This is a genomic window from Pseudomonas sp. ADAK13 (assembly GCF_012935715.1).
In the GTDB taxonomy this organism is placed as follows: domain Bacteria; phylum Pseudomonadota; class Gammaproteobacteria; order Pseudomonadales; family Pseudomonadaceae; genus Aquipseudomonas.
The window spans coordinates 3263572-3287032 of sequence record NZ_CP052860.1 but is presented as its reverse complement, the minus strand read 5'-3'; the positions used below and the strand labels follow the sequence as shown (position 1 = coordinate 3287032).

The 23461-nt window shown below is 61.9% G+C and carries 21 protein-coding genes; 11 read left to right on the top strand and 10 right to left on the bottom strand.

From position 1 onward, the window contains the following. Positions 1-15: 15 nt before the first annotated feature. The 5 genes from HKK54_RS15160 to rlmF all read left to right on the top strand — a co-directional run bounded on the left by HKK54_RS15160 (position 16) and on the right by rlmF (position 6693). Complete coding sequence (locus HKK54_RS15160) at positions 16-1506, top strand: leucyl aminopeptidase (protein WP_010176935.1); 1491 nt, start codon at positions 16-18, stop codon at positions 1504-1506. A 126-nt stretch (positions 1507-1632) separates the two neighbouring features. Beyond that, complete coding sequence (locus tag HKK54_RS15155) at positions 1633-2061, top strand: DNA polymerase III subunit chi (protein ID WP_169387137.1); 429 nt, start codon at positions 1633-1635, stop codon at positions 2059-2061. Between the two features lie 7 nt (positions 2062-2068). Further along, the gene (locus HKK54_RS15150; RefSeq protein WP_169389291.1) at positions 2069-2473 is read left to right on the top strand and encodes a DNA polymerase III subunit chi; all 405 of its coding nucleotides are present in this window, start codon (positions 2069-2071) and stop codon (positions 2471-2473) included. Between the two features lie 103 nt (positions 2474-2576). Further along, positions 2577-5423: a valine--tRNA ligase gene (locus HKK54_RS15145; RefSeq protein ID WP_169387136.1), complete on the top strand. Its 2847-nt coding sequence runs from the start codon at positions 2577-2579 to the stop codon at positions 5421-5423. Positions 5424-5670: 247 nt separating this feature from the next. Further along, positions 5671-6693, top strand: a complete 1023-nt coding sequence (gene rlmF / locus HKK54_RS15140) for a 23S rRNA (adenine(1618)-N(6))-methyltransferase RlmF (RefSeq protein ID WP_010176939.1) — start codon at positions 5671-5673, stop codon at positions 6691-6693. A gap of 65 nt (positions 6694-6758) precedes the next feature. Here the strand turns inward: rlmF and HKK54_RS15135 are convergent, their stop codons facing one another. After that, on the bottom strand, positions 6759-7040 hold the full coding sequence (locus HKK54_RS15135; RefSeq protein ID WP_003212743.1) for an HU family DNA-binding protein: 282 nt from the start codon (positions 7038-7040) through the stop codon (positions 6759-6761). 397 nt (positions 7041-7437) lie between these two features. Between HKK54_RS15135 and yejK the strand changes: the two genes are divergently transcribed. Beyond that, positions 7438-8442 (top strand): nucleoid-associated protein YejK, encoded by a 1005-nt coding sequence (gene yejK, locus HKK54_RS15130; protein WP_010176940.1) that lies wholly within the window; start codon positions 7438-7440, stop codon positions 8440-8442. Beyond that, complete coding sequence (locus tag HKK54_RS15125) at positions 8442-8792, top strand: glutaredoxin family protein (protein ID WP_169387135.1); 351 nt, start codon at positions 8442-8444, stop codon at positions 8790-8792. The genes yejK and HKK54_RS15125 overlap by 1 nt, the downstream gene beginning before the upstream one ends. A 151-nt stretch (positions 8793-8943) precedes the next feature. On the opposite strand, the gene HKK54_RS15120 is transcribed toward HKK54_RS15125, so the two are convergent. The 6 genes from HKK54_RS15120 to HKK54_RS15095 form a co-directional block, all read right to left on the bottom strand. Continuing rightward, positions 8944-11184, bottom strand: coding sequence for a TonB-dependent receptor (locus HKK54_RS15120; RefSeq protein WP_010176941.1), 2241 nt, complete (start codon positions 11182-11184; stop codon positions 8944-8946). Between the two features lie 273 nt (positions 11185-11457). Continuing rightward, the gene (locus tag HKK54_RS15115; RefSeq protein ID WP_169387134.1) at positions 11458-12447 is read right to left on the bottom strand and encodes a FecR family protein; all 990 of its coding nucleotides are present in this window, start codon (positions 12445-12447) and stop codon (positions 11458-11460) included. Further along, a complete protein-coding gene (locus HKK54_RS15110; protein ID WP_442962324.1) occupies positions 12444-13007 on the bottom strand; it encodes an RNA polymerase sigma factor in 564 nt (187 codons plus the stop codon). The genes HKK54_RS15115 and HKK54_RS15110 overlap by 4 nt, the downstream gene beginning before the upstream one ends. A gap of 8 nt (positions 13008-13015) precedes the next feature. Beyond that, positions 13016-13342 carry a DUF3325 domain-containing protein gene (locus HKK54_RS15105; protein ID WP_169387132.1) on the bottom strand — a complete coding sequence of 109 codons (327 nt, stop codon included), beginning with the start codon at positions 13340-13342 and terminating at the stop codon, positions 13016-13018. Then, positions 13343-14917: a PepSY-associated TM helix domain-containing protein gene (locus HKK54_RS15100; protein ID WP_169387131.1), complete on the bottom strand. Its 1575-nt coding sequence runs from the start codon at positions 14915-14917 to the stop codon at positions 13343-13345. It abuts the gene before it with no gap. After that, positions 14914-15216: a DUF3649 domain-containing protein gene (locus tag HKK54_RS15095; RefSeq protein WP_010176946.1), complete on the bottom strand. Its 303-nt coding sequence runs from the start codon at positions 15214-15216 to the stop codon at positions 14914-14916. Before HKK54_RS15095 ends, HKK54_RS15100 begins: the two co-directional genes overlap by 4 nt. Before the next feature lie 159 nt (positions 15217-15375). Between HKK54_RS15095 and HKK54_RS15090 the strand changes: the two genes are divergently transcribed. The 3 genes from HKK54_RS15090 (at position 15376) to fecA (ending at position 19238) form a co-directional block, all read left to right on the top strand. Then, positions 15376-15864 (top strand): sigma-70 family RNA polymerase sigma factor, encoded by a 489-nt coding sequence (locus HKK54_RS15090; RefSeq protein WP_169387130.1) that lies wholly within the window; start codon positions 15376-15378, stop codon positions 15862-15864. After that, positions 15861-16802, top strand: coding sequence for a FecR domain-containing protein (locus HKK54_RS15085; protein ID WP_169387129.1), 942 nt, complete (start codon positions 15861-15863; stop codon positions 16800-16802). The genes HKK54_RS15090 and HKK54_RS15085 overlap by 4 nt, the downstream gene beginning before the upstream one ends. Before the next feature lie 90 nt (positions 16803-16892). Continuing rightward, a complete protein-coding gene (gene fecA / locus HKK54_RS15080) occupies positions 16893-19238 on the top strand; it encodes a TonB-dependent Fe(3+) dicitrate receptor FecA (protein ID WP_169387128.1) in 2346 nt (781 codons plus the stop codon). On the opposite strand, the gene HKK54_RS15075 is transcribed toward fecA, so the two are convergent. Further along, positions 19239-20111, bottom strand: coding sequence for a LysR family transcriptional regulator (locus HKK54_RS15075; protein ID WP_169387127.1), 873 nt, complete (start codon positions 20109-20111; stop codon positions 19239-19241). It abuts the gene before it with no gap. 104 nt (positions 20112-20215) lie between these two features. Here HKK54_RS15075 and HKK54_RS15070 point away from each other — a divergent pair, with 104 nt between their 5' ends. After that, on the top strand, positions 20216-21724 hold the full coding sequence (locus HKK54_RS15070) for an MFS transporter (protein ID WP_169387126.1): 1509 nt from the start codon (positions 20216-20218) through the stop codon (positions 21722-21724). 71 nt (positions 21725-21795) lie between these two features. On the opposite strand, the gene HKK54_RS15065 is transcribed toward HKK54_RS15070, so the two are convergent. Together HKK54_RS15065 and HKK54_RS15060 are read right to left on the bottom strand one after the other, a co-directional pair. After that, positions 21796-22206 carry an HPF/RaiA family ribosome-associated protein gene (locus tag HKK54_RS15065; protein WP_010176952.1) on the bottom strand — a complete coding sequence of 137 codons (411 nt, stop codon included), beginning with the start codon at positions 22204-22206 and terminating at the stop codon, positions 21796-21798. A gap of 211 nt (positions 22207-22417) precedes the next feature. Next, entirely contained in the window at positions 22418-23365 is a 948-nt protein-coding gene (locus HKK54_RS15060; protein ID WP_010176953.1) for a LysR substrate-binding domain-containing protein, read from the bottom strand. Positions 23366-23461 lie beyond the last annotated feature (96 nt).

Below are 23461 nucleotides of genomic sequence, written 5' to 3'. Positions count from 1 at the left end.
ATAAGGGACCCGAAAATGGAACTGGTTGTAAAAAGCGTTAGCCCCGAAACGTTGAAAACCGCCACCCTCGTGGTCGCTGTCGGCGAAGGCCGCAAGCTGGGCGTTGCCGCCAAGCAACTGGACGAACTGAGCGGCGGCGCCATCAGCGCGGTCCTCAAGCGCGGCGACCTGGCCGGCAAAGTGGGCCAGAGCCTGCTGCTGCAAAGCCTGCCTAACCTTAAAGCCGACCGCGTATTGCTGGTGGGCGTGGGCAAGGACGCCGAACTGGGCGACCGCCCGTTCCGCAAGATCATCAGCGGCATCCTCAACACCCTCAAGGGCCTGGGCGGCACCGATGCAGCCCTGGCACTGGACGAAATCGTGGTCAAGGGCCGCGACAGCTACGGCAAGACCCGCCTGCTGGCCGAAAGCCTGCTGGACGGCGAATACGTCTTCGACCAGTTCAAGAGCACCAAAGCCGAACCCCGCGCCCTGAAGAAAGTTACCCTGCTGACCATCAAGGCCGCCCAGGCTGAAGTCGAACGCGCCGTGACCCACGCCCAGGCCATCGCCGGCGGCATGGCGTTCACCCGTGACTTGGGCAACCTGCCACCGAACATCTGCCACCCCACCTACCTGGGCGAACAAGCCAAGGCGCTGGGCAAGGAGTTCAAGGGCCTGAAAGTCGAAGTCCTGGATGAGAAGAAGATCAAGGAACTGGGCATGGGCTCGTTCTATGCCGTGGGCCAGGGCAGCGACCAGCCGCCACGCCTGATCGTGATGCAATACAACGGCGGCAAGAAGTCCGAGAAGCCCTTTGCCCTGGTCGGCAAAGGCATCACCTTCGACACCGGCGGCATCAGCCTCAAGCCGGGCCTGGGCATGGACGAGATGAAGTACGACATGGGCGGCGCCGCCAGTGTCTTCGGTACCCTGCGTGCCGTGCTGGAACTCAAGCTGCCGATCAACCTGGTGTGCATCCTGGCCTGCGCCGAGAACATGCCAAGCGGCGGCGCGACCCGTCCGGGCGACATCGTCACCACCCTCAGCGGCCAGACCGTGGAAATCCTCAACACCGACGCCGAAGGCCGCCTGGTGCTGTGCGACGCCCTGACCTACGCCGAACGCTTCAAGCCGCAAGCCGTGATCGACATCGCCACCCTGACCGGTGCCTGCGTGGTCGCCCTGGGCGCCCATACGTCGGGCCTGCTGGGCAACAACGACGAACTGATCGGCCAACTGCTCAGCGCCGGCCAGGCGGCTGACGATCGCGCCTGGCAACTGCCGCTGTTCGATGAGTACCAGGAACAGCTGGACAGCCCGTTCGCCGACATCGCCAACATTGGCGGCCCGAAAGCCGGCACCATCACGGCGGCCTGCTTCCTGTCGCGTTTTGCCAAGAACTTCAACTGGGCTCACCTGGACATCGCCGGCACTGCCTGGACCAGCGGCGGCAAGGACAAGGGCGCCACTGGCCGTCCGGTTCCATTGCTGACCCAGTACCTGCTGGACCGCGCCAAAGCCTAAACGCCCCGCCCCTTGTAGGAGCCGGCTTGCCGGCGATGAGGCCCGTCAGCCCTGCGCTGATCCCACGGACGCCATCGCCGGCAAGCCGGCCCCTACACAGGCGGGTGCGGCTACTCAGGAACCGCAATGACCCAAGTCGACTTCTATATCTTGCCCAGCGCCGATCCTTCCGCGCGCCTGGACTTTGCCTGCAAGCTCACCGAAAAAGCCTGGCGCATGGGCCATCGCATCTACCTGCATTGCAGCGACGCTGCCCAGCGTGACGACCTCGACACCCGCCTCTGGCGCTTCAAGGGCGAAAGCTTCGTGCCACACGGCCCCGCTGAATCAGAGCCGGAAGGCCTAGTGGTGCTGGGTTTGGGCGACAGCTGTGGCGATCACACCGACCTGCTGGTCAACCTCGACCTGAAAGTACCGGCCTTCGCCAAAGGTTTCGCCCGTGTGGCGGAAGTGGTGGTGGAAGATCCGGCTATTCGTCAGGCCGCGCGGGAGAGTTTCCGTTTCTACCGCGAACAGGGCTATTCTCTGCAAGATCACCGGCTACAACGACTTTGAGCACATGATGGATACTCCAAACCCGCTAAAAGACTCTGACCACCTGCTGGATGACCTTGAGTCGATCCGCAAGCTGCTCGGTGATGATGACCTGCAACCACCGCTGCTGACCGATGCGGTCAACGGTGACGTCCAAATTCCTTTGCTATTCGATATGGTCGGTGGCAAGCCCGTGGCGCCGGAACCTGTCGAAACGCCCGTGGTGCAAGCTGTGCCCGCTGTGGCTGTTGCCGTACCTGCCGCCGAAAAAGCCCCCGACGCCCTGCTGCTGCACCTAGACAACGAACTGCGCGCCGCCGCGCAACTGATCATGCAAGACGTGATCGACGATTTTGCCCCGCATATCGAAACCGAGATCAAGCGCCGGCTGGATGCGCGCATGGAGCGGTTGTTGAGCCAGTACCAGAACTGAGCTTCCATAAAGGAGCGGGCTTTCTCGCTCCTACCCCTGCGCTCCCTCCCCCGCTATACTTGCCGGCTTTCCTGAATTAATGCCAACTAGGGTCCCGCCGCGCATGGATAAGACCTACCAGCCGCACGCTATTGAAACTTCCTGGTACCAGACCTGGGAGTCCGAGAATTATTTCGCTCCGCAAGGCGCGGGCGATTCCTACACCATCATGATTCCGCCACCGAACGTCACTGGCAGCCTGCACATGGGCCATGGCTTCAACAATGCGATCATGGATGCCCTGATTCGTTTCCGCCGCATGCAGGGTCGCAACACCCTGTGGCAGCCAGGCACCGACCACGCCGGTATCGCCACCCAGATGCTGGTGGAACGCCAACTGGAAGCCACCGGCCAGAACCGTCACGACCTGGGTCGCGAGAAATTCCTCGAGAAAATCTGGGAATGGAAGGATCAGTCCGGCGGCAACATCAGCCGTCAGATCCGTCGCCTGGGTTCGTCCGTCGACTGGAGCCGCGAGCGCTTCACCATGGACGACGGCCTGTCGGAAGCCGTGAAAGAAGCCTTCGTGCGCCTGCATGAAGACGGCCTGATCTACCGCGGCAAGCGCCTGGTCAACTGGGACACCAAGCTGCACACGGCGATTTCCGACCTTGAAGTGGAAAACCACGACGAGAAAGGTTTCCTGTGGAACCTGAAATACCCGCTGGCTGACGGCGCCAAGACCGCCGAAGGCAACGATTACCTGATCGTCGCCACCACCCGCCCGGAAACCATGCTCGGCGACGCCGCTGTCGCGGTTAACCCGAACGATGAGCGCTACCAGGCGCTGATCGGCAAGTTCGTTGAGCTGCCGCTGGTCGGCCGCCGCATTCCGATCATTGCAGACGACTACTGCGACCCTGAATTCGGCACCGGCTGCGTGAAGATCACCCCGGCCCACGATTTCAACGACTATGAAGTCGGCAAGCGCCACAACCTGCCGCTGCTGAACATTTTCGACAAGAACGCCGCCGTTCTGCCGGCCTGCCAAGTGTTCAACCTCGACGGCACGCTGAACGAAAGCATCGACGGCAAGATCCCGGCCGAATACGCCGGCCTCGACCGTTTTGAAGCGCGCAAGCAGATCGTTGCTGCCTTCGACGCTGCCGATCTGCTGGTGAGCGTTGACGACCACGGCCTGAAAGTACCGAAAGGCGACCGCTCCGGCACCGTCATCGAGCCTTGGCTGACCGACCAGTGGTACGTGTCCACCAAACCTCTGGCCGAGCCGGCGATTGCTGCCGTGGAAGACGGCCGCATCGCGTTCGTGCCGAAACAGTACGAAAACATGTACTTCTCGTGGATGCGCGACATCCAGGATTGGTGCATCAGCCGTCAGCTGTGGTGGGGCCACCGGATCCCGGCCTGGTACGACGAGTCGGGCAAGGTCTACGTTGGCCGCGATGAAGCCGAAGTGCGTGCCAAGCACAACCTCGGCCCGGACGTGGCGCTGCAACAGGATAACGACGTACTGGACACCTGGTTCAGCTCGGGCCTGTGGACGTTCTCCACCTTGGGCTGGCCGGAAAAAACCGAGTTCCTCGAGAAATTCCACCCGACTGACGTGCTGGTGACCGGCTTCGACATCATTTTCTTCTGGGTTGCCCGGATGATCATGCTCACCATGCACTTGGTGAAAAACGACGACGGCACCCCGCAGGTTCCGTTCAAGACCGTGTACGTGCACGGCCTGGTACGTGATGGCCAGGGCCAGAAGATGTCCAAGTCCAAAGGCAACGTCCTGGACCCGCTGGACATAATCGACGGCATCGACCTGGAAACCCTGGTGCAGAAACGCACCTCGGGCCTGATGCAGCCGAAACTGGCGAAGAAGATCGAGAAGCAGACCCGCGACGAATTCGCCGACGGCATCGCCAGCTACGGCACCGACGCCCTGCGCTTCACCTTCTGCTCGCTGGCGTCCACCGGTCGCGACATCAAGTTCGACATGGGCCGCGTCGAAGGCTATCGCAACTTCTGCAACAAGATCTGGAACGCCGCGCGCTACGTGCTGGATAAAGGCGAAGACTGCGGCCAGAACGGCGAGGCCATCGAGTTGTCCCTGGCGGACCGCTGGATCATCTCCCAGTTGCAGCGCACCGAAGCCGAAGTGACCCGTCAACTCGACCAGTTCCGCTTCGACCTGGCAGCACAGGCCCTGTACGAGTTCATCTGGAACCAGTATTGCGACTGGTACCTGGAACTGTCCAAGCCGGTGCTGTGGGACGAAAACGCGCCGATCGAACGCCAGCGCGGCACCCGTCACACCCTGGTCCGCGTGCTGGAAGTGGCCCTGCGCCTGGCGCACCCGTTCATGCCGTTCATCACCGAAGAAATCTGGCAGCGCCTCGCGCCGCTGGCTGGCAAAGACGGCAAGACCATCATGCTGCAACCCTGGCCAGTGGCCAACGAAGCGCGCATCGATGAGGCCGCCGAAAGCGACATCGAATGGCTCAAGACCTTGATGCTCGGCACGCGCAACATCCGCGCCGAGATGAACATCGGTCCGGGCAAGCCATTGGCGGTGTTCGTGAAGAACGCCAGCAGCGAAGACCAGCGCCGTCTCACCGAGAACGATGCGCTGCTCAAGAAGCTGGCGAAGCTGGAGTCGATCACTGTATTGGCCGCAGACGCCGAAGCACCGCTGTCCGCTACCGCTCTGGTGGGCGAGATGGAAGTGCTGGTGCCGATGGCCGGCCTGATCGACAAAGGTGCCGAGCTGGCGCGCCTGGACAAGGAAATCCTGCGCCTGCAAGGCGAAGTGCAGCGGGTGGGCGGCAAGCTGTCCAACGCCGCGTTCGTCGACAAGGCCCCGGCTGAAGTCATCGAGAAAGAACGCGCCAAACTGGCCGAAGCTGAACAGGCTTTGGGCAAGCTGGCCGAGCAGCACGCACGGATTTCCAGCCTGTAAGGGGCAGCCCGTGTGAAAAAAGAGACCTTCGGGTCTCTTTTTTTTGCCCGCAGAACACTGCTATTTCTCTTTGGAAACCCGATCATTGTGGGAGCTGGCTTGCCTGCGATGGCGTCGCCTCGGTCCGACAGGTACACCGCGTCGCCTGCATCGCAGGCAAGCCAGCTCCCACATTTGACCGAGTTCGACCAAGGAATGTGTGACAATACCCGCCACTTTTGAAACAACCCCAGAATCGACGCAGCCCATGACCGCCCCCAGCACACCCAAAGCACCGCGCAAGAAGCCAAAATCCACGACCCCGGCCAAGCCCGTCGTTCCGCGGAAAGAGGCCACCTTGCACCCGCGTAACCGCCACCAGGGCCGTTACGACTTCCCGGCGCTGATCAAGACCACGCCAGAACTGGCGCAATTCGTGATCATCAACCCGTACGGCAAGGAAAGCATCGACTTCGCCAGCCCCGACGCGGTACGGGTGTTCAACCGGGCGTTGCTCAAGGCGTTCTATGGCATCAATCACTGGGACATCCCGGCTGACTACCTGTGCCCACCGGTCCCGGGCCGTGCCGACTACGTGCACTTCCTTGCCGACCTGCTGGCCAGCGTCAACGAAGGCGTGATCCCTCGTGGTGCGCCGGTGAAGGTGCTGGACATCGGCATGGGCGCCAACTGCGTCTACCCGTTGATCGGCTACAGCGAATACCGCTGGCACTTCCTCGGGTCGGAAGTCGACCCCACCGCCGTGGCCGCCGCCAAGGCGATCGTGCAGTCCAACGGGCTGAACAAGGCCATCCAGTTACGCCAGCAAACCAACCCCAAGCAGATCCTGCTGGGCCTGCTGGAGCCGGGCGAGCGGTTTGACCTGACCATGTGCAACCCGCCCTTCCACGCCTCGATGGATGAAGCGACCAAGGGCAGCGAGCGCAAATGGCGTGCACTGGGCAAGGCGGATCCGAAACGCAAGTTGCCGGTGCTGAACTTCGGTGGCCAGTCGGCCGAATTGTGGTGTGAAGGCGGTGAAGCGCGGTTTGTGACCCAGCTGATCGCTGAAAGCGCGCATTTCCAGCATAAAGTGCTGTGGTTCAGCACCCTGGTGTCAAAGGCGTCGAACCTGCCGGCGATCCAGACTGCGCTGAAAAAAGCCGGTGTGCTGGAGAGCCAGGTGGTGGAGATGTCCCAGGGCCAGAAGCAAAGCCGCTTCGTCGCCTGGACCTTCCAGACCCCGAGCGAGCAACAGGTGTGGCGCCAGCGTTGGGCGCGTAAAGACTGATAAATCGCGGGCAACAAAAAACCGCGCCCGGATCACTCCGGAGCGCGGTTTTTTTTTGCTGCGTCTTACTTGTTAACAGCGTCGGTCAGGCCTTTGGCCACAACCAGCTTGATAACTTTCTTGGCAGCGATTTCGATGGCGGCGCCAGTCGAAGGGTTACGGCCAGTACGGGCAGGACGCTCGGTCACTTTCAGTTTGCCAACGCCTGGCAGAGTGATTTCGCCGCCGTTTTCCAGCTGATCAGCAACGATCTGGCTCAGTTGGTCCAGCAGAGCGCGCACGGTGGTTTTCGGTGCGTCTACAGCTTCAGCCAGATCAGCGATCAGTTGGTCTTTAGTAATAGCCATTGTGGTGTTCCTTCCCTATCAAATTCATTTGGATTGCAGAGTGCAGTGTCAGCCATCGAGCCCTGCCATCAAGGCCTGGCACCCAAGGGCTATAACCACGAAGATCGGGGTTATAGATACCTGAAACCGGGTTTGGTTCGACCTGACAAATGCTGAATGCACGCTTAACGCCCAGACTGCGCGTAAGACGGGGCAAAACTAGCACAGAGACGGGGAAATATCCGCCTCAACATACCCATTTGGTCAGCTTTATCGCTCTAAACCGTGAAAAAAAGGCATATGGACCGTCGGAGGGTGCCCAAAATGCCCTCCGAACAGCGCCATCCCCAGCGGGTGCGGTACACTGGCGACTTTTTCCGGGAGCCTCACCACTCCCCTTCAACCAGCCGAGAAGCCCATGCCGATCCGTCATTGCATCGTCCACCTGATCGACAAAAAACCCGACGGCACACCCGCAGTTCTCCACGCCCGCGACTCCGAGCTTGCCGAGTCGGCTGCGATCGAGAACATGCTTGCCGACCTCAACGAGAGCTATAACGCCAAACAAGGCAAGGCCTGGGGCTTTTTCCATGCCGAGTCCGGCGCGCACCCGTTCAGCGGCTGGTTGAAGGAATATTTCGACGGCGGCAAGGATTTCACCGCCTTCAGCCGCATCGCGGTGGAACACCTGCAAAAGCTGATGGAAGAGTCCAACCTCTCCACCGGCGGCCACGTGCTGTTTGCCCACTACCAACAGGGCATGACCGATTACCTGGCGATCGCCCTGCTGCACCACAGCGAAGGCGTGGCGGTGACCGACCAGCTGGACGTGACCCCGTCGCGCCACCTGGACCTGGGCCAGTTGCACCTCGCCGCGCGGATCAACGTCTCCGAGTGGCAGAACAACAAGCAGTCCAAGCAGTACATCTCGTTTATCAAGGGCAAGAACGGCAAGAAGGTCTCGGAGTACTTCCGTGACTTTATCGGCTGCCAGGAAGGCGTCGACGGCCCGGGCGAGACCCGCACCCTGCTCAAGGCCTTCAGCGACTTTGTGGAAAGCGAAGACCTGCCGGACGAGTCGGCCCGCGAAAAAACCAAGACCCTGGTGGACTACGCCAGCAGCCAGGCCAAGCTCGGCGAGCCAATGGGCCTGGAAGAGCTGTCGGGGCTGATCGACGAAGAGCGGCCAAAAGCCTTCTACGACCACATCCGCAACAAGGATTACGGCCTGTCGCCGGAAATCCCGGCGGATAAACGCACCCTGAACCAGTTCCGCCGCTTCACCGGGCGCGCCGAAGGCCTGTCCATCAGCTTTGAAGCGCACCTGCTGGGCGACAAGATCGAATACGACGAAGCTGCCGGCACCTTGATCATCAAGGGCCTGCCGACCCAGTTGACCGATCAGCTCAAGCGTCGCAACTGATGCTGGGCGGGGTTCTGAAGAAAGTCCTGCTGGTATTGCTGGTGGTGGTGGTTTTCCAGAACTGGGGCAAGATCGAGCGGTTGTTCAACCCCTCCCAGGTGGTGCCGGAGCAGACACGCGCAGCGGCGCGCGTGGTGCTGTATTCCACCGAGTGGTGCGGCTACTGCAAACAGATCCGGCGCTTTCTGGATTCCAAAGGGATTCCCTACCAGGCGTTTGATATCGAGAAGGACGCCCAGGCGCGCAAGACGTACGAGGCGTTGGGGGGTGGCGGGATTCCGTTCGTGGACGTGAACGGCACGCTGATTCGGGACTACAACCCGGAAGCGATCATGGCGGCCCTGAAGTAATCCAGCCCCACCCAGTGTGGGAACAGGCTTGTGTGGGAGCTGGCTTGCCTGCGATAGCATCACCTCAGTGCAACTGACTGACCGAGGCGCCTGCATCGCGGGCAAGCCCGGCTCCCACAAAAGCCCATTCCCACCCAGGAAGGTGTGTGGCTTAGAAATTGGCCTCCAGGGAAACCATCGCCGTACGCTCTTCGCCCACGTTGTAGTACGCCGAACTGGCCGCCAGGCCATTCACCGGCGCCGAGTTGAACGACACGGTACGCGCCGAGCTCAGGTATTCCTTGTCGAACACGTTGAGCATCGAGAACCGCAGCGCGGCCGACTTGAAGACCTTTTTGTCCACCGGCAGGTAAATACCGGCGTTGAGGTCAAACACCGTGCGCCCGGAGATTTTCTCGTTGTTGGTCAAGTCGCCGTAGAACGCACCGACGTACTTGCCGGCAATGTTGCCGTAGTAGCGCTTGTCGTCATACCCGAATACCAGGTTCAACATGTTCTCCGGGACGTTGGCCAACTGGTTGCCCTTGGTCGGCAACAGTACGTTCTTGCTGACAAAGTCGTCTTGCTGCTCGGACTTGGTGTAGGTGTACGACGCGTAATAGTTGAAGTTGTACGGAAGCAGGCCGCTCCACTCCAGCTCCAGGCCTTTGTTGGTCACGTCACCCACGTTGGCCATCACGTAGTCACCGTTCAAGTCGGTGGTCGACAGCTGACGGTCCTTGAAGGTGATGTAGAACAGGGTGGCGCTCAGGGCCATTTTCTCTTCGGTGTAGCGCCAGCCCAGCTCCTGGTTCCAGCTCAACTCGGGGTTGAGGTTGAGGGAGTCACCCTTGTTGTACAGCACGTAGTTCTGCGGGGTACGCATGTTGCGGGTGACGTTGTAGAACGCCTGGTTGCTCTCGTCGACCTGGTACTTGGCACTGAAGTTCGGCAGGAACTGATGGTAGCGGGCGTTACGTTTTTCCGGCTTGTCGTACAGGCTGCCGAGGTTGTCGCCGTCACGCTCGACGTACTGGTACGCCAGGCCGCCGACAAAGCTCAGGTCTGGCGTGGCTTGCCAGCTGTCCTGCACCCACAGTTTCTGGGCCGGGGTGACGGTGTATTGATGACGACCCTGGACAGTCTTGCCGTTCTTGTCGACCACCTGGCCGCCGCTGTTGTAATCGCCCCAGACGTCGTCCGGTGCCCCCTCGCTGTTGATCCCGATATACGGCTGGGTCTGGCGCTGGCGAGCGCGCTCGTACCAGTAGCCGTAGTCCAGGCTGTGCTCCTCGTTGATGTCCCATTTCATTTTGACGGTAACGCCAGGGCGCCAGGTCTCGGTCCATGAAGGGCGATAGTAGTTGGCCGACTTGAGATTGCTCAGGTCGTAGTTGCCGGCCTTGTCGGACTTCGGCCCCAGGTTGGTCGCGGTCTGGCCGCTGAAGCTGCCGCCGTTGCCCCAGTAGTAGTAAGGCGCAACCGTCAGGGCCAGGTCATCACGCAGGCGCCAACGCTGGGTGAAGGTGGTCATGACACTTTCGAACGGGTTGCGGTTGAGCTTGTAGGAGGACGACAGCAAGCCGTTCTTGTAGACCGGCGTTTCCGCGTAATCCAGACGGCGACCCTGTTGCTGGAACTGGCTCTTGCTCAGGGTGTTGTAGTTGTAGTTTTCCTGGGTGTTGTACTTCATGGTGAAGTTGCTGGTGTTGCCGTTGTCGTCTTCGAACAGCGTGCTCCACTCCACCTTGTCGCCGCGCAGGGTGCCCTTGCCGCGCCACTTGTCGCCCTCGGTGTGAGAGGCCGACACCCAGGTCTTGAAGCCGCCCAGGTCGCCGGTGTTGATGCGGGCGAAGGACTTTGTCAGGTTGTTCGAGCCCATGGACTGCTTGACGAATAACCCTGGCTCTTTGGTCGGCCGGATCGTGACCATGCCGATGTTGCCGCCGCTGGAACCGATGTGCGGGCCGTCCGCTTCAGAGGAGCCTTGGGTGACAAACACTTCGCCGACGTTTTCCGGGTCGCCCAACTGGTTGGCGTACACGCCATAACTGCCGGAGTCGTTGATCGGTACGCCGTCCATGGAAACCCCGACCTGGTCGGAGTTCATGCCGCGCATGGTGAAGCTGGTGCCGCTCATGCCGCTGGCGTCATCGTTGGAAACGTTGATGCCTGGCGTGTACTTGAGCTTGTCGATGGCGTTGGCCGTCGGGGACATTTCGTCCATGGCTTCCTTGGTCACGGTGGACCGGGCCTTGGCACTTTCTTCCTGAATCATGTGGCCGGTACCCAGGGTACGTTCGCCGGCGACGTGCACCGAACCGACGTCCTGGGAGTCGTCTGCCAAAACCAGCGGCGCAAAGCCGCCCAGGCCCGATGCTAAAAGCAGGGCATAGAGTTTGTTGTAGGTCACGAGTAGATCCCTTACATGCATCTATCTGTTGTTATGGGGGAGGTATTGGCGATTTCGGCCGGGTGAACAGCGCCGCCAATCTTCCTGACCACCTGCTCAGGAATCCGAGGATCATCCGTGCATCACGTAACGATTTGGTTACAGGTTTTGGCGATTGCGATGAAGGTTAAATGAAAGGTCCGCAAACACGGATGTGCCAAGGCTGGGGGACTTTCAAGGGAAATCGGTGCAAGTAATGACAGCGCTACGCCATTGCAGCGTAGCGCTCTGTACCTAGCGCAATACGATCATCCGACCGAGCAGCGAGTGTTGTTCGAACCCCAACACCGCCTGCAGGGCATTGAGCACCGCCTGGGGGTCCTTGCTCGGGAAACTGCCGCTGACACGCCGGGCGGCGAGGTCGTCATTGAGCAGGAGAATACGCCCGGGGTAGTAACGACCGAGGTCTTGCACCACATCGGCCAGGGGCGCCTTGTAATAATTGAGCCAACCGTCACGCCAGGTCAGTCGCGATTCGCTGTCGACCGCGTGCAGCTCATCGGCGACACCATCGGCGTAGGCCACTTGCTGGCCGGCCGTCAGAATCTGTTGCTGGCCATCTTTGGACGGCGTCACGCCGACCCGCCCGGACAACACCGTCACCTGGGCGCCCGCCGGCTGCAGGCGCACTTCGAATTGCGTGCCCAGCACCCGCGCTTCGCCACTGCCGGCCTCGACCACAAAGGACTCGCCGGTGTGGGTCACGCTGAAAAAGCCGGCGCCACGGCGCAACTGGACATGGCGCTCGCCATGCTTGAAATCCACGGCGATGGCGCTGTCCGCGTCCAGAGTGACCTGGCTTTGGTCGGCCAGGGTGACGGTCTTCACCTCCCCCGGCGCGGTGACGTAATCGGCACCGAAGTCATCGACCCAGCGCGACGGCTGCCACCCGGCCCCCATCGAGAGCATCACAAGCAGGCAGGCGGCCATCGCCAGCGCGCCGGACCAACGCCGCACGCTGGAGCGCTTCGAGGTGTTCATCGCGCTCAAGTAGCCTTGCAACGCCAAGGCGTCCTCACCGGCCAACTTTCTCGCCGGCACTTCACTCAGTTCCCACAGCACCTGGGCCTGGGCGTAGGCCTCCACGTGCGCCGGGTCGGCCCGCAGCCAACGGCTGAAGGTGGCCTGGTCGCCGCTGCAGGGCTGGTCGTGCAACAGACTCAGCCACGCCAGTGCGGCCTGTTCCTGGTCGGGCGTCGGGGTGACGCTGGCAGTGGAATTCACGGTGCTTTCCTTGGCGATGGGTCACGAAGGCTGGCCTTGCAGGCTTCGAGGGCACGCATCATATGTTTTTCCACGGCACTTTGGGACAGCCCCATGGCCTTGGCGATTTCCGCGTACTTGCGGCCATGGATGCGGTTGAGCAGGAAAATCTGCCGGGTCCGTTCCGGCAGGCTGCGCAAGGCTGCTTCGACATGGCGCAAGTCATTGCCCGCTTCCAGCGCAGCCTGGGGTTCGGAACCCTGGTTATCCTGCTGCTCGGGCAGCCAGCCTTCACTGCTGCGCACCCGGGCGCCTTCGCTGCGCAGGTGGTCGATGGCGATATTGCCCGCGCAGCGCAGCAAGTAGGTGCTGAGTTCCTCGACCTGCACCAGCGGCCGGCGCCAGAAACGCAGGAACAAATCCTGCACCAGGTCCGCCGCCGTCGCACGGCAACCCACGCGACGGCTGACCAAGGCTTCCATCTGCGAACGCTGGGACAGGAACACCTGCAGAAAATGCGCCCGCCCGCCTGCCGCGTCTGCGTGCTGTTCGTTGGGTTCGGGTGGCGTGGTGATCATCAAGGATGAACTCAAAGGGTGGCGAAGGCCGCAACCGGGCTGGCCAGCAGGCCGACGCCCGCCAGAATCAAGGCCAGCCTTGGCCGATACGGCAACAGCAACACCAGCAGCAACCCGCTGAGCATCAGTACCGCGCACCACTCCACCAAACCCTGGCTCCAACCGGCCGCGAGCACCGCCGGCCAGATCGAGACGATCAGCAGCAGCCAGCCGCCCACGCGCAAACCCAGACGCCGACGGGGCGAGGGTTTACTGTGCAGCAGTTCGCCATGGTGGCGGTCCATGGACAGGCACAACGTGGTAAACCCTGCGTAACACAGCAGCAGCGCCAACAGCATTCAGTTCACCTCGCCCTTGAGGGTCAACGGCCGGGCACGTTCGGCCTTGGGCTGAGGGGCGCGTCGGTGCTGCATTTTCCAGGCAGCCCACGCGAGGAACACGCCGCTGCCCAGGCACGTCAGGTCGAAGCCGGCCATGGCCCAGTCGCCGTTGGCCAGCGACACACCCAAGTGCTGCGATGTGGTCAATGCGTTGAGCACCGGCACACCGATAAACAACATCGCGCCCACGCTCAATTGCTCGATCCAACCACGGCGCCCCTGGCGGACAATGGCGTGCAAAACGCTCAAGCCCCAGGCAATAAAGAACGCGTTTACTTCCCAGTCCGAGCGCCCGACAAAGCTTGCCGGCAACAGACGATTGGCCCAGAAAAACACCGCGATGGCGATCATCAAGCCCGACATGCTGGCGATGTTCAGCACTTCCACCAGCCGCAGTTCAAACGGCATCACCCCGGTTTTGGTGTGTTTGAGCTGACGCTTGCCCAGCCACATCACCAGCCCGGTGCCGATCATCGCCGTGCCCGCCAGGCCGCAGATGAAATACAACCAGCGCAATACCGGGCCAGCGAAATGGCCCATGTGCAAGCCGTAGAAGCTGCCGCCGATCGCCGCCGGCAACGACTGCTCGCCGCTGACCCGCAACAGCTCGCCGGTGGTGCCGTTGAATGAGACGGTGCTGCCAAAGTCGTGCACCACGCGATCCGACCCGGCGCGGAACACATTGACCGAGGCATTCACGTCGCTTGGGTTATTCACCACCAGCCGTCCGACATGGCCGCCGGCCCACTGCTCGCGCGCCTGTTCGTACATCGGGCCCAGCGGCAATAACTGCCCCGGCTGGCCAAGGGCCGGCGCATTGTCGGTGGCCGGGAACACATCATTGAAGAACGCCCGGGTGTCGTTGCCGTAAGAAGCGAGGATGCTCGCCGGCATCACCATGCTCATGAAAATCACCAGGCTGCTGTAGGTGATCATCAAGTGGAATGGCAGCACCAGCACACCCACGGCGTTGTGGCCGTCGAGCCAGGAGCGCTGGCCCTTGCGCGGGCGGAAGGTGAAGAAGTCCTTGAAGATTTTCTTGTGGGTGATGATCCCGGTGATCAACGCCACCAACATCACCATCGCCGCAATAGTCGACAGCCAGCGACCCCACGGATACGGCATTTGCAACTGGAAGTGGAAGCGGTAGAAGAATTCGCCACCCCTGCTTTCCCGGGCCTGGACCTGCTGGCCGCTGACGGGATCGAGGAGTTTTTCGACGAAGTTGCCGCGCTTGCCTGGGTCGACCTTGTCTTGCCACATCACCGACAAACCCGGCTCACGGCTGCTCGGCAAGGTAATAAACCAGCGCGCGGCGTTGGGCGCCTGTTGCTGCAAATACGTTTGGGCGGCGGCCAGGCTACGGGCGTCGTCGACGGGATGCGCCTGCACTTCGGGCTGCATCCAGTGGGTAATTTCGTCTTTGAAATACGACAAGGTGCCCGTCAGAAAAATCGCAAACAGCAGCCAGCCAAAAATCAGCCCGGCCCAGGTGTGCAACCAGGCCATGGCCTGGCGAAAGCCCTCTTTCATGTGCGCGCCATCCAATACGTCAACCCGGCGAATGTGGCCAGAATAGCGCTGGGCAGCAACACGCCAAACCAGGCGCGCCAGGCGGTACGGCAGGCAAAACACCAGATCACCGCCAACAGATAGAAGACAAACGAACTGAGCATGCCGCTGATCACTGCATCGGCGCGGCCGGTGGGCAGCCACAACGTCATGCACACGCTGGCCAGCGAGGCCAGCAGGTAACCGCCGACCACCGCCGCCAGCACGCGCGAAGTCACGGCCAGACGGTAGGACACGGGAAGTGAGGTTTTGCGTTTCATGCACAGGGCGCCAGGATCGTCAGTGCGCAATATTAATGATAAATATTCTCATAAGCAAAAGAGAACGCATCCCTGGCAATTGCCGAACCGTCCTACTCGCCCTACAATGCGAACAATTCTTGTTCTCTAAAGCATGCGCATGCTGCCGGAGTGTTCGCGTTGCAGCCGTCCAACACCGTCGAAGTCCTGTACCAAGACCATCACCACTGGCTCACCGGCTGGTTGCGACGCAAGCTCGGCTGCCCGGAAAGCGCCGCCGACCTGGCCCAGGACACCTTCATTCGCGTGCTCACAGCACGGGAAACCCCGACGCTGATCGAACCCCGCGCCTTCCTCACCACCATCGCCAAGCGCGTGCTGTTCAACCATTATCGCCGCCAGGACCTGGAGCGCGCCTACCTCGACGCCCTGGCGCAAATGCCCGAGCACGTGGCGCCGTCGGAGGAAGAGCGAGCAATCATCCTGCAAACCCTGATGGAGCTGGACCAACTGCTGGATGGCCTGGCGCCCGTGGTTAAACGCGCGTTCCTGCTGTCCCAGCTCGACGGCCTGACCTACGCGCAAATCGGCGCGGAACTGGGGATCTCCATCGCCACGGTCAAGCGCCACCTGAATAAAGCGGCCATGCGCTGCTACTTCGCCTTATGAGCTTCTCTACCCACGTCGCCGAACAAGCGGTGCACTGGCTGATGGAAATGCAGCAGGGCCCGCTCAACCCGCGCAAACAGGCAGCCTGGCAACAATGGCTGGACGCCCACAGCGAACATCAGCGGGCCTGGGAGCAAATCCAGCGGGTCAACCAGCGGTTGCGCGGGATGCCCTCGCCCCTGGCTCACGCCGCGTTGAATGCGCCGAAATCCGGCAGCCGCCGTCAGGCGCTGAAACTGTTGCTGATCCTCGGCGCCGGCTCGGCAGCGGCCTGGGGCCTGCGCCAGCAACATATCCTGCCGCCGTTGAGCGCCGATTACCGCAGCCCCATCGGCCAGCGGCGCAAGTTCCAGTTGGCCGATGGCAGCCAGTTGCAGCTCAACACCGGCAGCGCGGTGGATGTGCACTTTGATGGCCAGCAACGCTTGATCCGCTTGCTCGAAGGCGAAATCCTGCTGACCGCCAAACCCGGCAACACCCCGCTGCGGGTGATCACGACCCAGGGCTTGCTCAGCGCCCAGGCCGCGCGGCTGAACGTGCGGCAGTTCAACGATCACACGCAGCTGGCGGTGTTTGATGGGCACGTTGACGTGATGCCCAACACCTATAGCGGTTTGCCGCTGTCGGTGGAGAAGGCCCATCAGGTCAATTTCACCCGCAAAGGCTGGGATACCGCCCGCTCCACGGATGCCGGCAGCGGTGCCTGGGCCGATGGCATGCTCGTGGCAGCCCACATGCGCCTGGAAGATTTCCTCGCCGAACTGAGCCGTTATCGCCGTGGCCAGCTCAACTGCGACCCGCAAGTGGCCAACCTGCTGATCTCCGGCAGTTACCCGCTGGACGACAGCGAGCGGATTCTGGACCTGCTGCAGGTCAGCCTGCCGGTCAAGGTCCGGCGGTTTACCCGCTACTGGGTGACCGTCGAAGCCCGTGCCTGAATTATTTTCAAAACCCGTGAGCCGTTTTCCAGCCCTCGCGTGACAGAGAAGGAAAGCCCCCTTGATCCTTCCTTCTCAGGACCGCACTTCATGCCCCAGCAACCGACCCGCCTGACGCCCCTCGCCCGCACCCTGCGCCACTTGTTGCTGGGGGCCAGCCTCAGTTTCAGCGCCGTGCCCTACGTGATGGCGGCTGATGCCAAGCCCTACCGCATCGCCCCCACGTCGCTGGAAGCGGCATTGAATCAATTTGGCCGGGAAGCCGGCGTACTGATTTCGTTTGGCTCGGACGTGACGGCCGGTGTGCAAAGCCACGGCCTGTCGGGCAACTACACCGCCGAGGAAGGCTTGAACGCCTTGCTCAAAGGCAGCGGCCTGCAAGCCCGCGCCGAGGGCAACAATGCCTTCAGTCTGCAACCGGCCAATGCCCCGGCCACCCTTGAGCTGGGCACCTCCAACGTGGTGGGTGACTGGCTGGGAGATGCGGCACAAACCAACGTCTTCGAACACCCGGGCGCACGGGACGTGATCCGCCGCGAAGAATTCGAACGCCAGGGCGCCACCCAGGCCCGCGACGTGCTCAACCGCATTCCCGGGGTCAACGCCCCGGAAAACAACGGCACCGGCAGCCACGACATGGCGCTGAACTTCGGCATTCGCGGGCTCAATCCTCGCCTGGCCTCGCGCTCCACGGTCTTGATGGACGGCATCCCGGTGCCGTTCGCGCCGTATGGCCAGCCACAGTTGTCGTTCGCGCCCATCAGCATGGGCAACATGGACGCGGTGGACGTGGTGCGCGGCGGCGGCGCCGTGCGTTATGGCCCACAGAACGTCGGCGGCATCGTCAACTTCGTCACCCGCGCGATTCCCGATGCGCCGACGGTGAAAGGTGGCCTGCAGACCGAAACCAGCCCGTCTTCCAGCCACGACGGCTTCAAAACCACCGGCAACCTGCTGGCCGGCGGCACGGCAGACAACGGCCTGGGCGGCGCGATCCTGTATTCCGGCACCCGTGGCGGTGACTGGCGCGAAAACAGCGACACCCGCATCGACGACCTGATCCTCAAGGGCAAATACCAGCTGGACGACGCCAACAGCTTCAACGCCATGGCGCAGTACTACGAAGGCAAGGCCGATATGCCCGGTGGTTTGAGCACCGCGGCCTACAAGGCCGACCCGTATCAGTCCACCCGCCCCTACGACCAGTTCTGGGGCCGCCGCACGATGTTCAACGCGGGCTATCGCTACCAGGAAGACCGCCGGGAATTCACCGTCAACAGCTTCTTCACCACCACCCTGCGCAGTGGTTACCTGGACCAGGGCAGCTTCCTCTCCCTGTCGCCCCGCGAGTATTGGGTACGCGGCCTCGAAACCCGCTTTGCCCAAGGCTTCGACCTCGGCCCAACCAGCCACGAAGTGGGCGTGGGCTACCGCTACATCAACGAAGCCGGCCACGAACTGCGCTACCGCACGCCGATTGCCGCCAACCAGCAACTGCCCACCACCGACAGCCGCAACGACCGCGACACCCGGGGCAGCACCGAAGCCAACGCATTCTTCGTCGACGACCGGATTGATATCGGCAAGTGGACCATCACCCCGGGCATCCGCTACGAGATGATCGAGTCCCAGCAGACCAACAACCTCAGCAACGTCAAATACAAGGGTGACTACAACACTGCCCTGCCGGCGTTGAACGTGCTCTACCACCTGACCGATGACTGGAACCTCTACGCCAATACCGAAGGTTCGTTCGGCAGCGTGCAGTACAGCCAGATGCCCAACCGCGTGACCAGCGGCGAAGTGAAGCCGGAAAAGGCCCGTACCTGGGAACTCGGCACGCGCTATGACAACGGCACCTTGCGCGCGGAAATCGGCGCATTCCTGATCAACTTCGACAACCAGTACGACAGCAACCAGACCAACGACACCGTGATCGCCCGTGGCGAGACCCGTCACCAGGGCATCGAGTCCAGCATCAATTATGCCCTCGACGGCTTGAGCCCCGCGCTCGCCGGTTTTGATGTGTACGCCACCTACGCCTACGTCGACGCCACCATCCGCGAAGACGGCCCGAACAAAGGCAACCGCGTGCCCTTCTCTTCCAGGCACAAAGGCACGCTGGGCGTGGGTTACACCGAAGGTCGCTGGAAGTTGAATGTGGACAGCAGCTACCAGAGCAGCCAGTTCGCCGACAACGCCAACACTGAAGCGGAAAGTGCCGATGGCAGCACCGGACGCATCCCTGGCTACATGCTGTTCAGCAGCCGCGCGGCGTACGACTTTGGCCCGCAGCTGTCGGACTTGAACGTGGCGGTCGGTGTGAAAAACATCTTCAACAAGCAGTACTACACCCGCTCGTTTGACGACAACAACAAGGGCAAATACGTCGGTGAGCCGCGCACGCTGTATCTGCAGACGTCCATCGCGTTCTGATCAACTGCCCGCCAGGCACGACGGTGTGCCGGCCACCAACGCGTCGATGGCACAGCGGGTCTTGGCCGGCATGTGCGTCGCCGTGGGCCAGATGACATGGATCGGCATCGGCTGCTCGCGGTGGCCCGGCAGTACCGCCTGCAGTTGCCCGCGCAACACGTAGTGGGCGATCAGCCAACTGGGCAACCAGGCCAGGCCGACCCCGGCAATGGCGGCATCGGCCACGGCCTGCAGGTCATCGAGGATCAACGGCGAGGCCACCCGCTCCCGGTGCGAGGCATTGCTGCGATAGGCAATGCCCCGGTGCCCGGCCAGGTCGTCGATGGAGTCGATTCTGGGTGTGCGCTGCAAGTACGCGGGTGACGCCGCAAGGGCAATCGCCTGTTCGCCCAGGCGGCGGGCGCTCAGGCGGTCGGTGTCGGGCAACGCGCCGATGCGTACCGCCAGGTCGAAGCCTTCCTGGGCCAGGTCGATCAGCCGGTCGGAGAAGGAAATCTCGATCTCCAACTGCGGAAAACGGTCCATCAGCCCCCACAACGCCGGCGCCGCATAATGGTGACCGAACGCCAGCGGCAAGCTCGCACGCAACCGTCCACGGGGTTGCTGGCGGCCGCTTTCCAGCACGGATTCGGCGGCTTCCAGCTCGGCCAGCGCACGCAGGCAATGCTCGTAATAGGCCTGCCCGTCTTCGGTCAAACGCTGGCGCCGGGTCGAGCGTTGCAATAAAGACGTGCCCAGCCGCGCCTCCAGGCGAGCCAGGCCCTTGCCCACCGCCGAGCGCGTGAGGTTCAGCCGTTCGGCGGCCTCCGTCAGATTGCCGCTTTCGACGATCTGCAAAAACAGTTCAACACCATCAAAGCGCGGGGTAGCCATCGTAGTTTGTCGCCCTTAATTCCCTTATTACAGGAAGAAGTATCGCCAATAAAGAATCCTATTCCCGTAAAAATGACACCTTCCCCCATCGAAAGGAAGAGGCCATGCCATCCGACGCCGTTGTATCCGCCATCAGCCCGCCGCGTACCGCCAGGGACGGCCTCGCGCTCACCGCCGTGTGCCTGGTGGCGCTGATGTTCGGGCTGGAGATTTCCAGCGTGCCGGTCATCCTGCCCACCCTTGAACAGCAATTGGGCACCGGCTTCCAGGACGCCCAATGGATCATGAACGCCTACACCCTGGCCTGCACCAGCGTGCTGATGGCCGCCGGCACATTGGCCGATCGTTTTGGCCGCCGACGCATGCTGGTGCTGTGCCTGTGGGTATTCGGGCTGGCGTCGCTGGCCTGCGGGCTGGCCAACGACGCCTCCACGCTGATTGCGGCGCGTTTTGTCCAGGGCGTGGGTGCCGGGGCCATGATGATCTGCCAGTTCGCGATCCTGTCACACCAGTTCAGCGAGCCGGCGGCGCGGGCACGGGCGTTTGCGGTGTGGGGCGTGATCGCCGGTGTGGGCCTGGGTTTCGGGCCGATGGTGGGCGCGTTGATTCTGGCCGTCGCGGATTGGCGCTGGGTGTTCCTGGTGCATGTGCCGCTCACGTTGGTCACCCTGGCCTTGCTGCGCATCAGCGTGCAGGAATCCCGTGACCCAGCGTCCCATCGCCTCGACATCGCCGGCATGACCACCCTGACCCTGGCGGTGTTTGCCCTGGTCTACTTCATCACCCAAGGCACCGCGAGCGGCTTTGCCACACCGGCCATGCTGGGTTGGGCCGGACTGTCGGTGGCTGGCTTGCTGTTGTTCGTGGTGATTGAGCGGCGCAGCCCGCACCCAATGTTCGACTTCTCGGTGTTTCGCATCCCGCACTTCAACGGCGCTCTGATGGGCTCGATCGGCATGAACTTCAGCTTCTGGCCCTTCATGATCTACCTGCCACTGTATTTCCAGGCCGGCCTGGGTTACGACACAATGCTCACCGGGCTCGCCCTGCTCGCCTACACCCTACCCACGCTGGTGGTACCGCCGCTGGCCGAACGCCTGGCCCTGCGCTACGGCGCCGAACGCATCATCCCGTTGGGCCTGGGCTTGATGGGCGTGGGGTTTATGGCCATGGCCGCGATCAACCATAGCGACCAGCCCAGTGTGGTATTGATCCTGATCGCCTGTGGGATTGCTGGCAGCGGCTTGGCGCTGACCAACTCGCCCACCACCAACACCACCACCGGCTCGGTGTCGTCCGACCGCGCGGGCATGGCCTCGGGCATCGACTTCAGTGCGCGGCTGATCACCCTGGCGCTCAATATCGCATTGATGGGATTGGTATTGATCCTCGGGATCGCTCATTACCTGGCGGGCGCATTGCCCGACACCGCACAACTGGCCACCCTCAGCCAGGACATCGCCGCCGGCAAGCTGGAGGTGTTGCCCCAGGGCCAGGTGATCGCCCAGGCCGCGCTGCGCAACGGTGCCGGTTGGGCCATGGTGTACGCCGGTTTGGGTGCGTGCGCACTGGCGGTCTTGAGCCGCAGCTTTTTCCGACGCAGCTCGCGCTGACCTTTTGCGCATAAAAAAACGGGCCTGCATCTGCAGGCCCGTTTTCAGTGGGGTTGAAAAAGTATCAGCTATCAGCCGTTAAGCGCAGCCTGTTCGTTTTCCAGGAATTCCTCTTCAAGCTCGGCCTCGTCAGCCTTGGTATTGGGCAGGCTTTGACCCGCGGCGCGTGGTTTGCCGCGCAGTTTGCCGTACAGATGCTCCAGCGCATGCTCCAGCTTGGTGGCCGCACCATCGATCGCCTGTTCCAGCGTATCGGCTTTATGGAGGACCGAAATCGGTTGATGGCCTTTTGGCCGTGCTTCCAGTCGGCAACTCAGATCATGTGGACCGGGCTTGTCACCGTTTTCGTCCCGCAGATAAACCTCGACGCGGGTCAGATCTTCTTCATAACGTTCGAGCGTGCTCTCAATGGTGGTACGTACCCACTCCTCCAGTCGGATGCTGCTTTCAATATGGTTATCGCTATTGACTTGGATTTGCATAGTTTTCCCTTATTTCAGCTAGCTCGCGGAAGGCCATTCCTGCTTCACCGGATGGGTGAAAACCATGACCTCCTGATTACACAATTGAGCAGACAGAGGAACATTTCAAGCCCTTTGCAAAGATAAATCCCACATTACAAATTAACCCTGACTACAACCAAAAACGCTGTTAGGGTGGGGAGTTGGTTACATCTTCTTACCGCCAACTTCCTTACAATTGCCCCTCTCCCAACGGGTGCAATCCGCGAAAAATCCCGGCTTCCTCCACCAGCCAGTCATGCACCGCCCGCACGCCCGGATGGCTCAGCGCGCCCGGCGCATACAGCAGCACATACCGTTTGTGATTAGGCACCGCCAGGCCGAACGGCACGATCAACGTGCCACGCTCCAGTTCGTCATTGAGCAAGGTGCGCCGGGCAATCGCCACACCCATGCCGGCAATCGCCGCTTCGATGGTCAGGTGGTTACGGTTGAAGGTATGCCCGCGCCGCACGTCGGCAGCGTCGTAGCCGATGGCATTCAGGTAAAACTCCCACTCTGCGTACTCATAACTCCCACGCCAGGCGGTAATGTCGTGCAACAGCGGGAAATGCACCAGGTCAGCGGGGCCATGCAGCGGCGGTCTCCCGCGCAACAGGCTGGGTGCGCACACCGGGAAGATCTGCTCGTCCAACAGGGCTGTGGATAACAACCCGGGGTAGCTGCCGTCGTTCAGGTCGATGGCCAGGTCGAAGTCGCCCTCGTGCAGGGCGATGCTGCTGTCTTCGGCCACCATGCGCAGTTGAATATCCGGGAAGCGCTGCTGCAAACGCGGCAGGCGCGGGGTCAGCCATTTGCCGAGAAACGACGGAATCGAGCGCAGGCGCAACGTACCGCTGATCATCCCCGCATCCAGCCGCTGCAACTCGGCATCGATGCTGCCATAGGCCTCGCCCACGGTGATCGCCAGCCGCTGGCCCTCTGCACTCAGCTCAACCCCGCGTGCGCGTCGGTGGAACAGCCGGAAGCCCAAACGCTCTTCCAACTGGCGGATTTGCTGGCTGACCGCGCCCGGGGTGATGTGCAGTTCTTCGGCGCAGCGGGTGAACGACAAATGCCGCGCGGCGCAGGAAAAAACGTGCAACCAGACGTAAGTCTGGCCATGAAGCGGGCGAGCCATAGGGTTTAGTCCTGCTAAAGGGTGTCTTAGGATAATTCGTTGGTCAGTGCCGATCCAGAGGCTCAGTATCGCGCCAATTCCGCTTGTCCTACAAAA

What these genes read in the sequence shown, in the direction of transcription:
- HKK54_RS15155 (WP_169387137.1), top strand. Translation starts at nt 1,633, where the DNA reads ATGACCCAAGTCGACTTCTATATCTTGCCCAGCGCCGATCCTTCCGCG.
- HKK54_RS15100 (WP_169387131.1), bottom strand. Translation starts at nt 14,917, where the DNA reads ATGAAAGAGGGCTTTCGCCAGGCCATGGCCTGGTTGCACACCTGGGCC.
- HKK54_RS15095 (WP_010176946.1), bottom strand. Translation starts at nt 15,216, where the DNA reads ATGAAACGCAAAACCTCACTTCCCGTGTCCTACCGTCTGGCCGTGACT.
- HKK54_RS15070 (WP_169387126.1), top strand. Translation starts at nt 20,216, where the DNA reads ATGCCATCCGACGCCGTTGTATCCGCCATCAGCCCGCCGCGTACCGCC.
- HKK54_RS15150 (WP_169389291.1), top strand. Translation starts at nt 2,069, where the DNA reads ATGGATACTCCAAACCCGCTAAAAGACTCTGACCACCTGCTGGATGAC.
- HKK54_RS15145 (WP_169387136.1), top strand. Translation starts at nt 2,577, where the DNA reads ATGGATAAGACCTACCAGCCGCACGCTATTGAAACTTCCTGGTACCAG.
- HKK54_RS15065 (WP_010176952.1), bottom strand. Translation starts at nt 22,206, where the DNA reads ATGCAAATCCAAGTCAATAGCGATAACCATATTGAAAGCAGCATCCGA.
- HKK54_RS15125 (WP_169387135.1), top strand. Translation starts at nt 8,442, where the DNA reads ATGCTGGGCGGGGTTCTGAAGAAAGTCCTGCTGGTATTGCTGGTGGTG.
- HKK54_RS15135 (WP_003212743.1), bottom strand. Translation starts at nt 7,040, where the DNA reads ATGGCTATTACTAAAGACCAACTGATCGCTGATCTGGCTGAAGCTGTA.
- HKK54_RS15060 (WP_010176953.1), bottom strand. Translation starts at nt 23,365, where the DNA reads ATGGCTCGCCCGCTTCATGGCCAGACTTACGTCTGGTTGCACGTTTTT.
- yejK (WP_010176940.1), top strand. Translation starts at nt 7,438, where the DNA reads ATGCCGATCCGTCATTGCATCGTCCACCTGATCGACAAAAAACCCGAC.
- rlmF (WP_010176939.1), top strand. Translation starts at nt 5,671, where the DNA reads ATGACCGCCCCCAGCACACCCAAAGCACCGCGCAAGAAGCCAAAATCC.
- HKK54_RS15085 (WP_169387129.1), top strand. Translation starts at nt 15,861, where the DNA reads ATGAGCTTCTCTACCCACGTCGCCGAACAAGCGGTGCACTGGCTGATG.
- HKK54_RS15105 (WP_169387132.1), bottom strand. Translation starts at nt 13,342, where the DNA reads ATGCTGTTGGCGCTGCTGCTGTGTTACGCAGGGTTTACCACGTTGTGC.
- fecA (WP_169387128.1), top strand. Translation starts at nt 16,893, where the DNA reads ATGCCCCAGCAACCGACCCGCCTGACGCCCCTCGCCCGCACCCTGCGC.
- HKK54_RS15075 (WP_169387127.1), bottom strand. Translation starts at nt 20,111, where the DNA reads ATGGCTACCCCGCGCTTTGATGGTGTTGAACTGTTTTTGCAGATCGTC.
- HKK54_RS15160 (WP_010176935.1), top strand. Translation starts at nt 16, where the DNA reads ATGGAACTGGTTGTAAAAAGCGTTAGCCCCGAAACGTTGAAAACCGCC.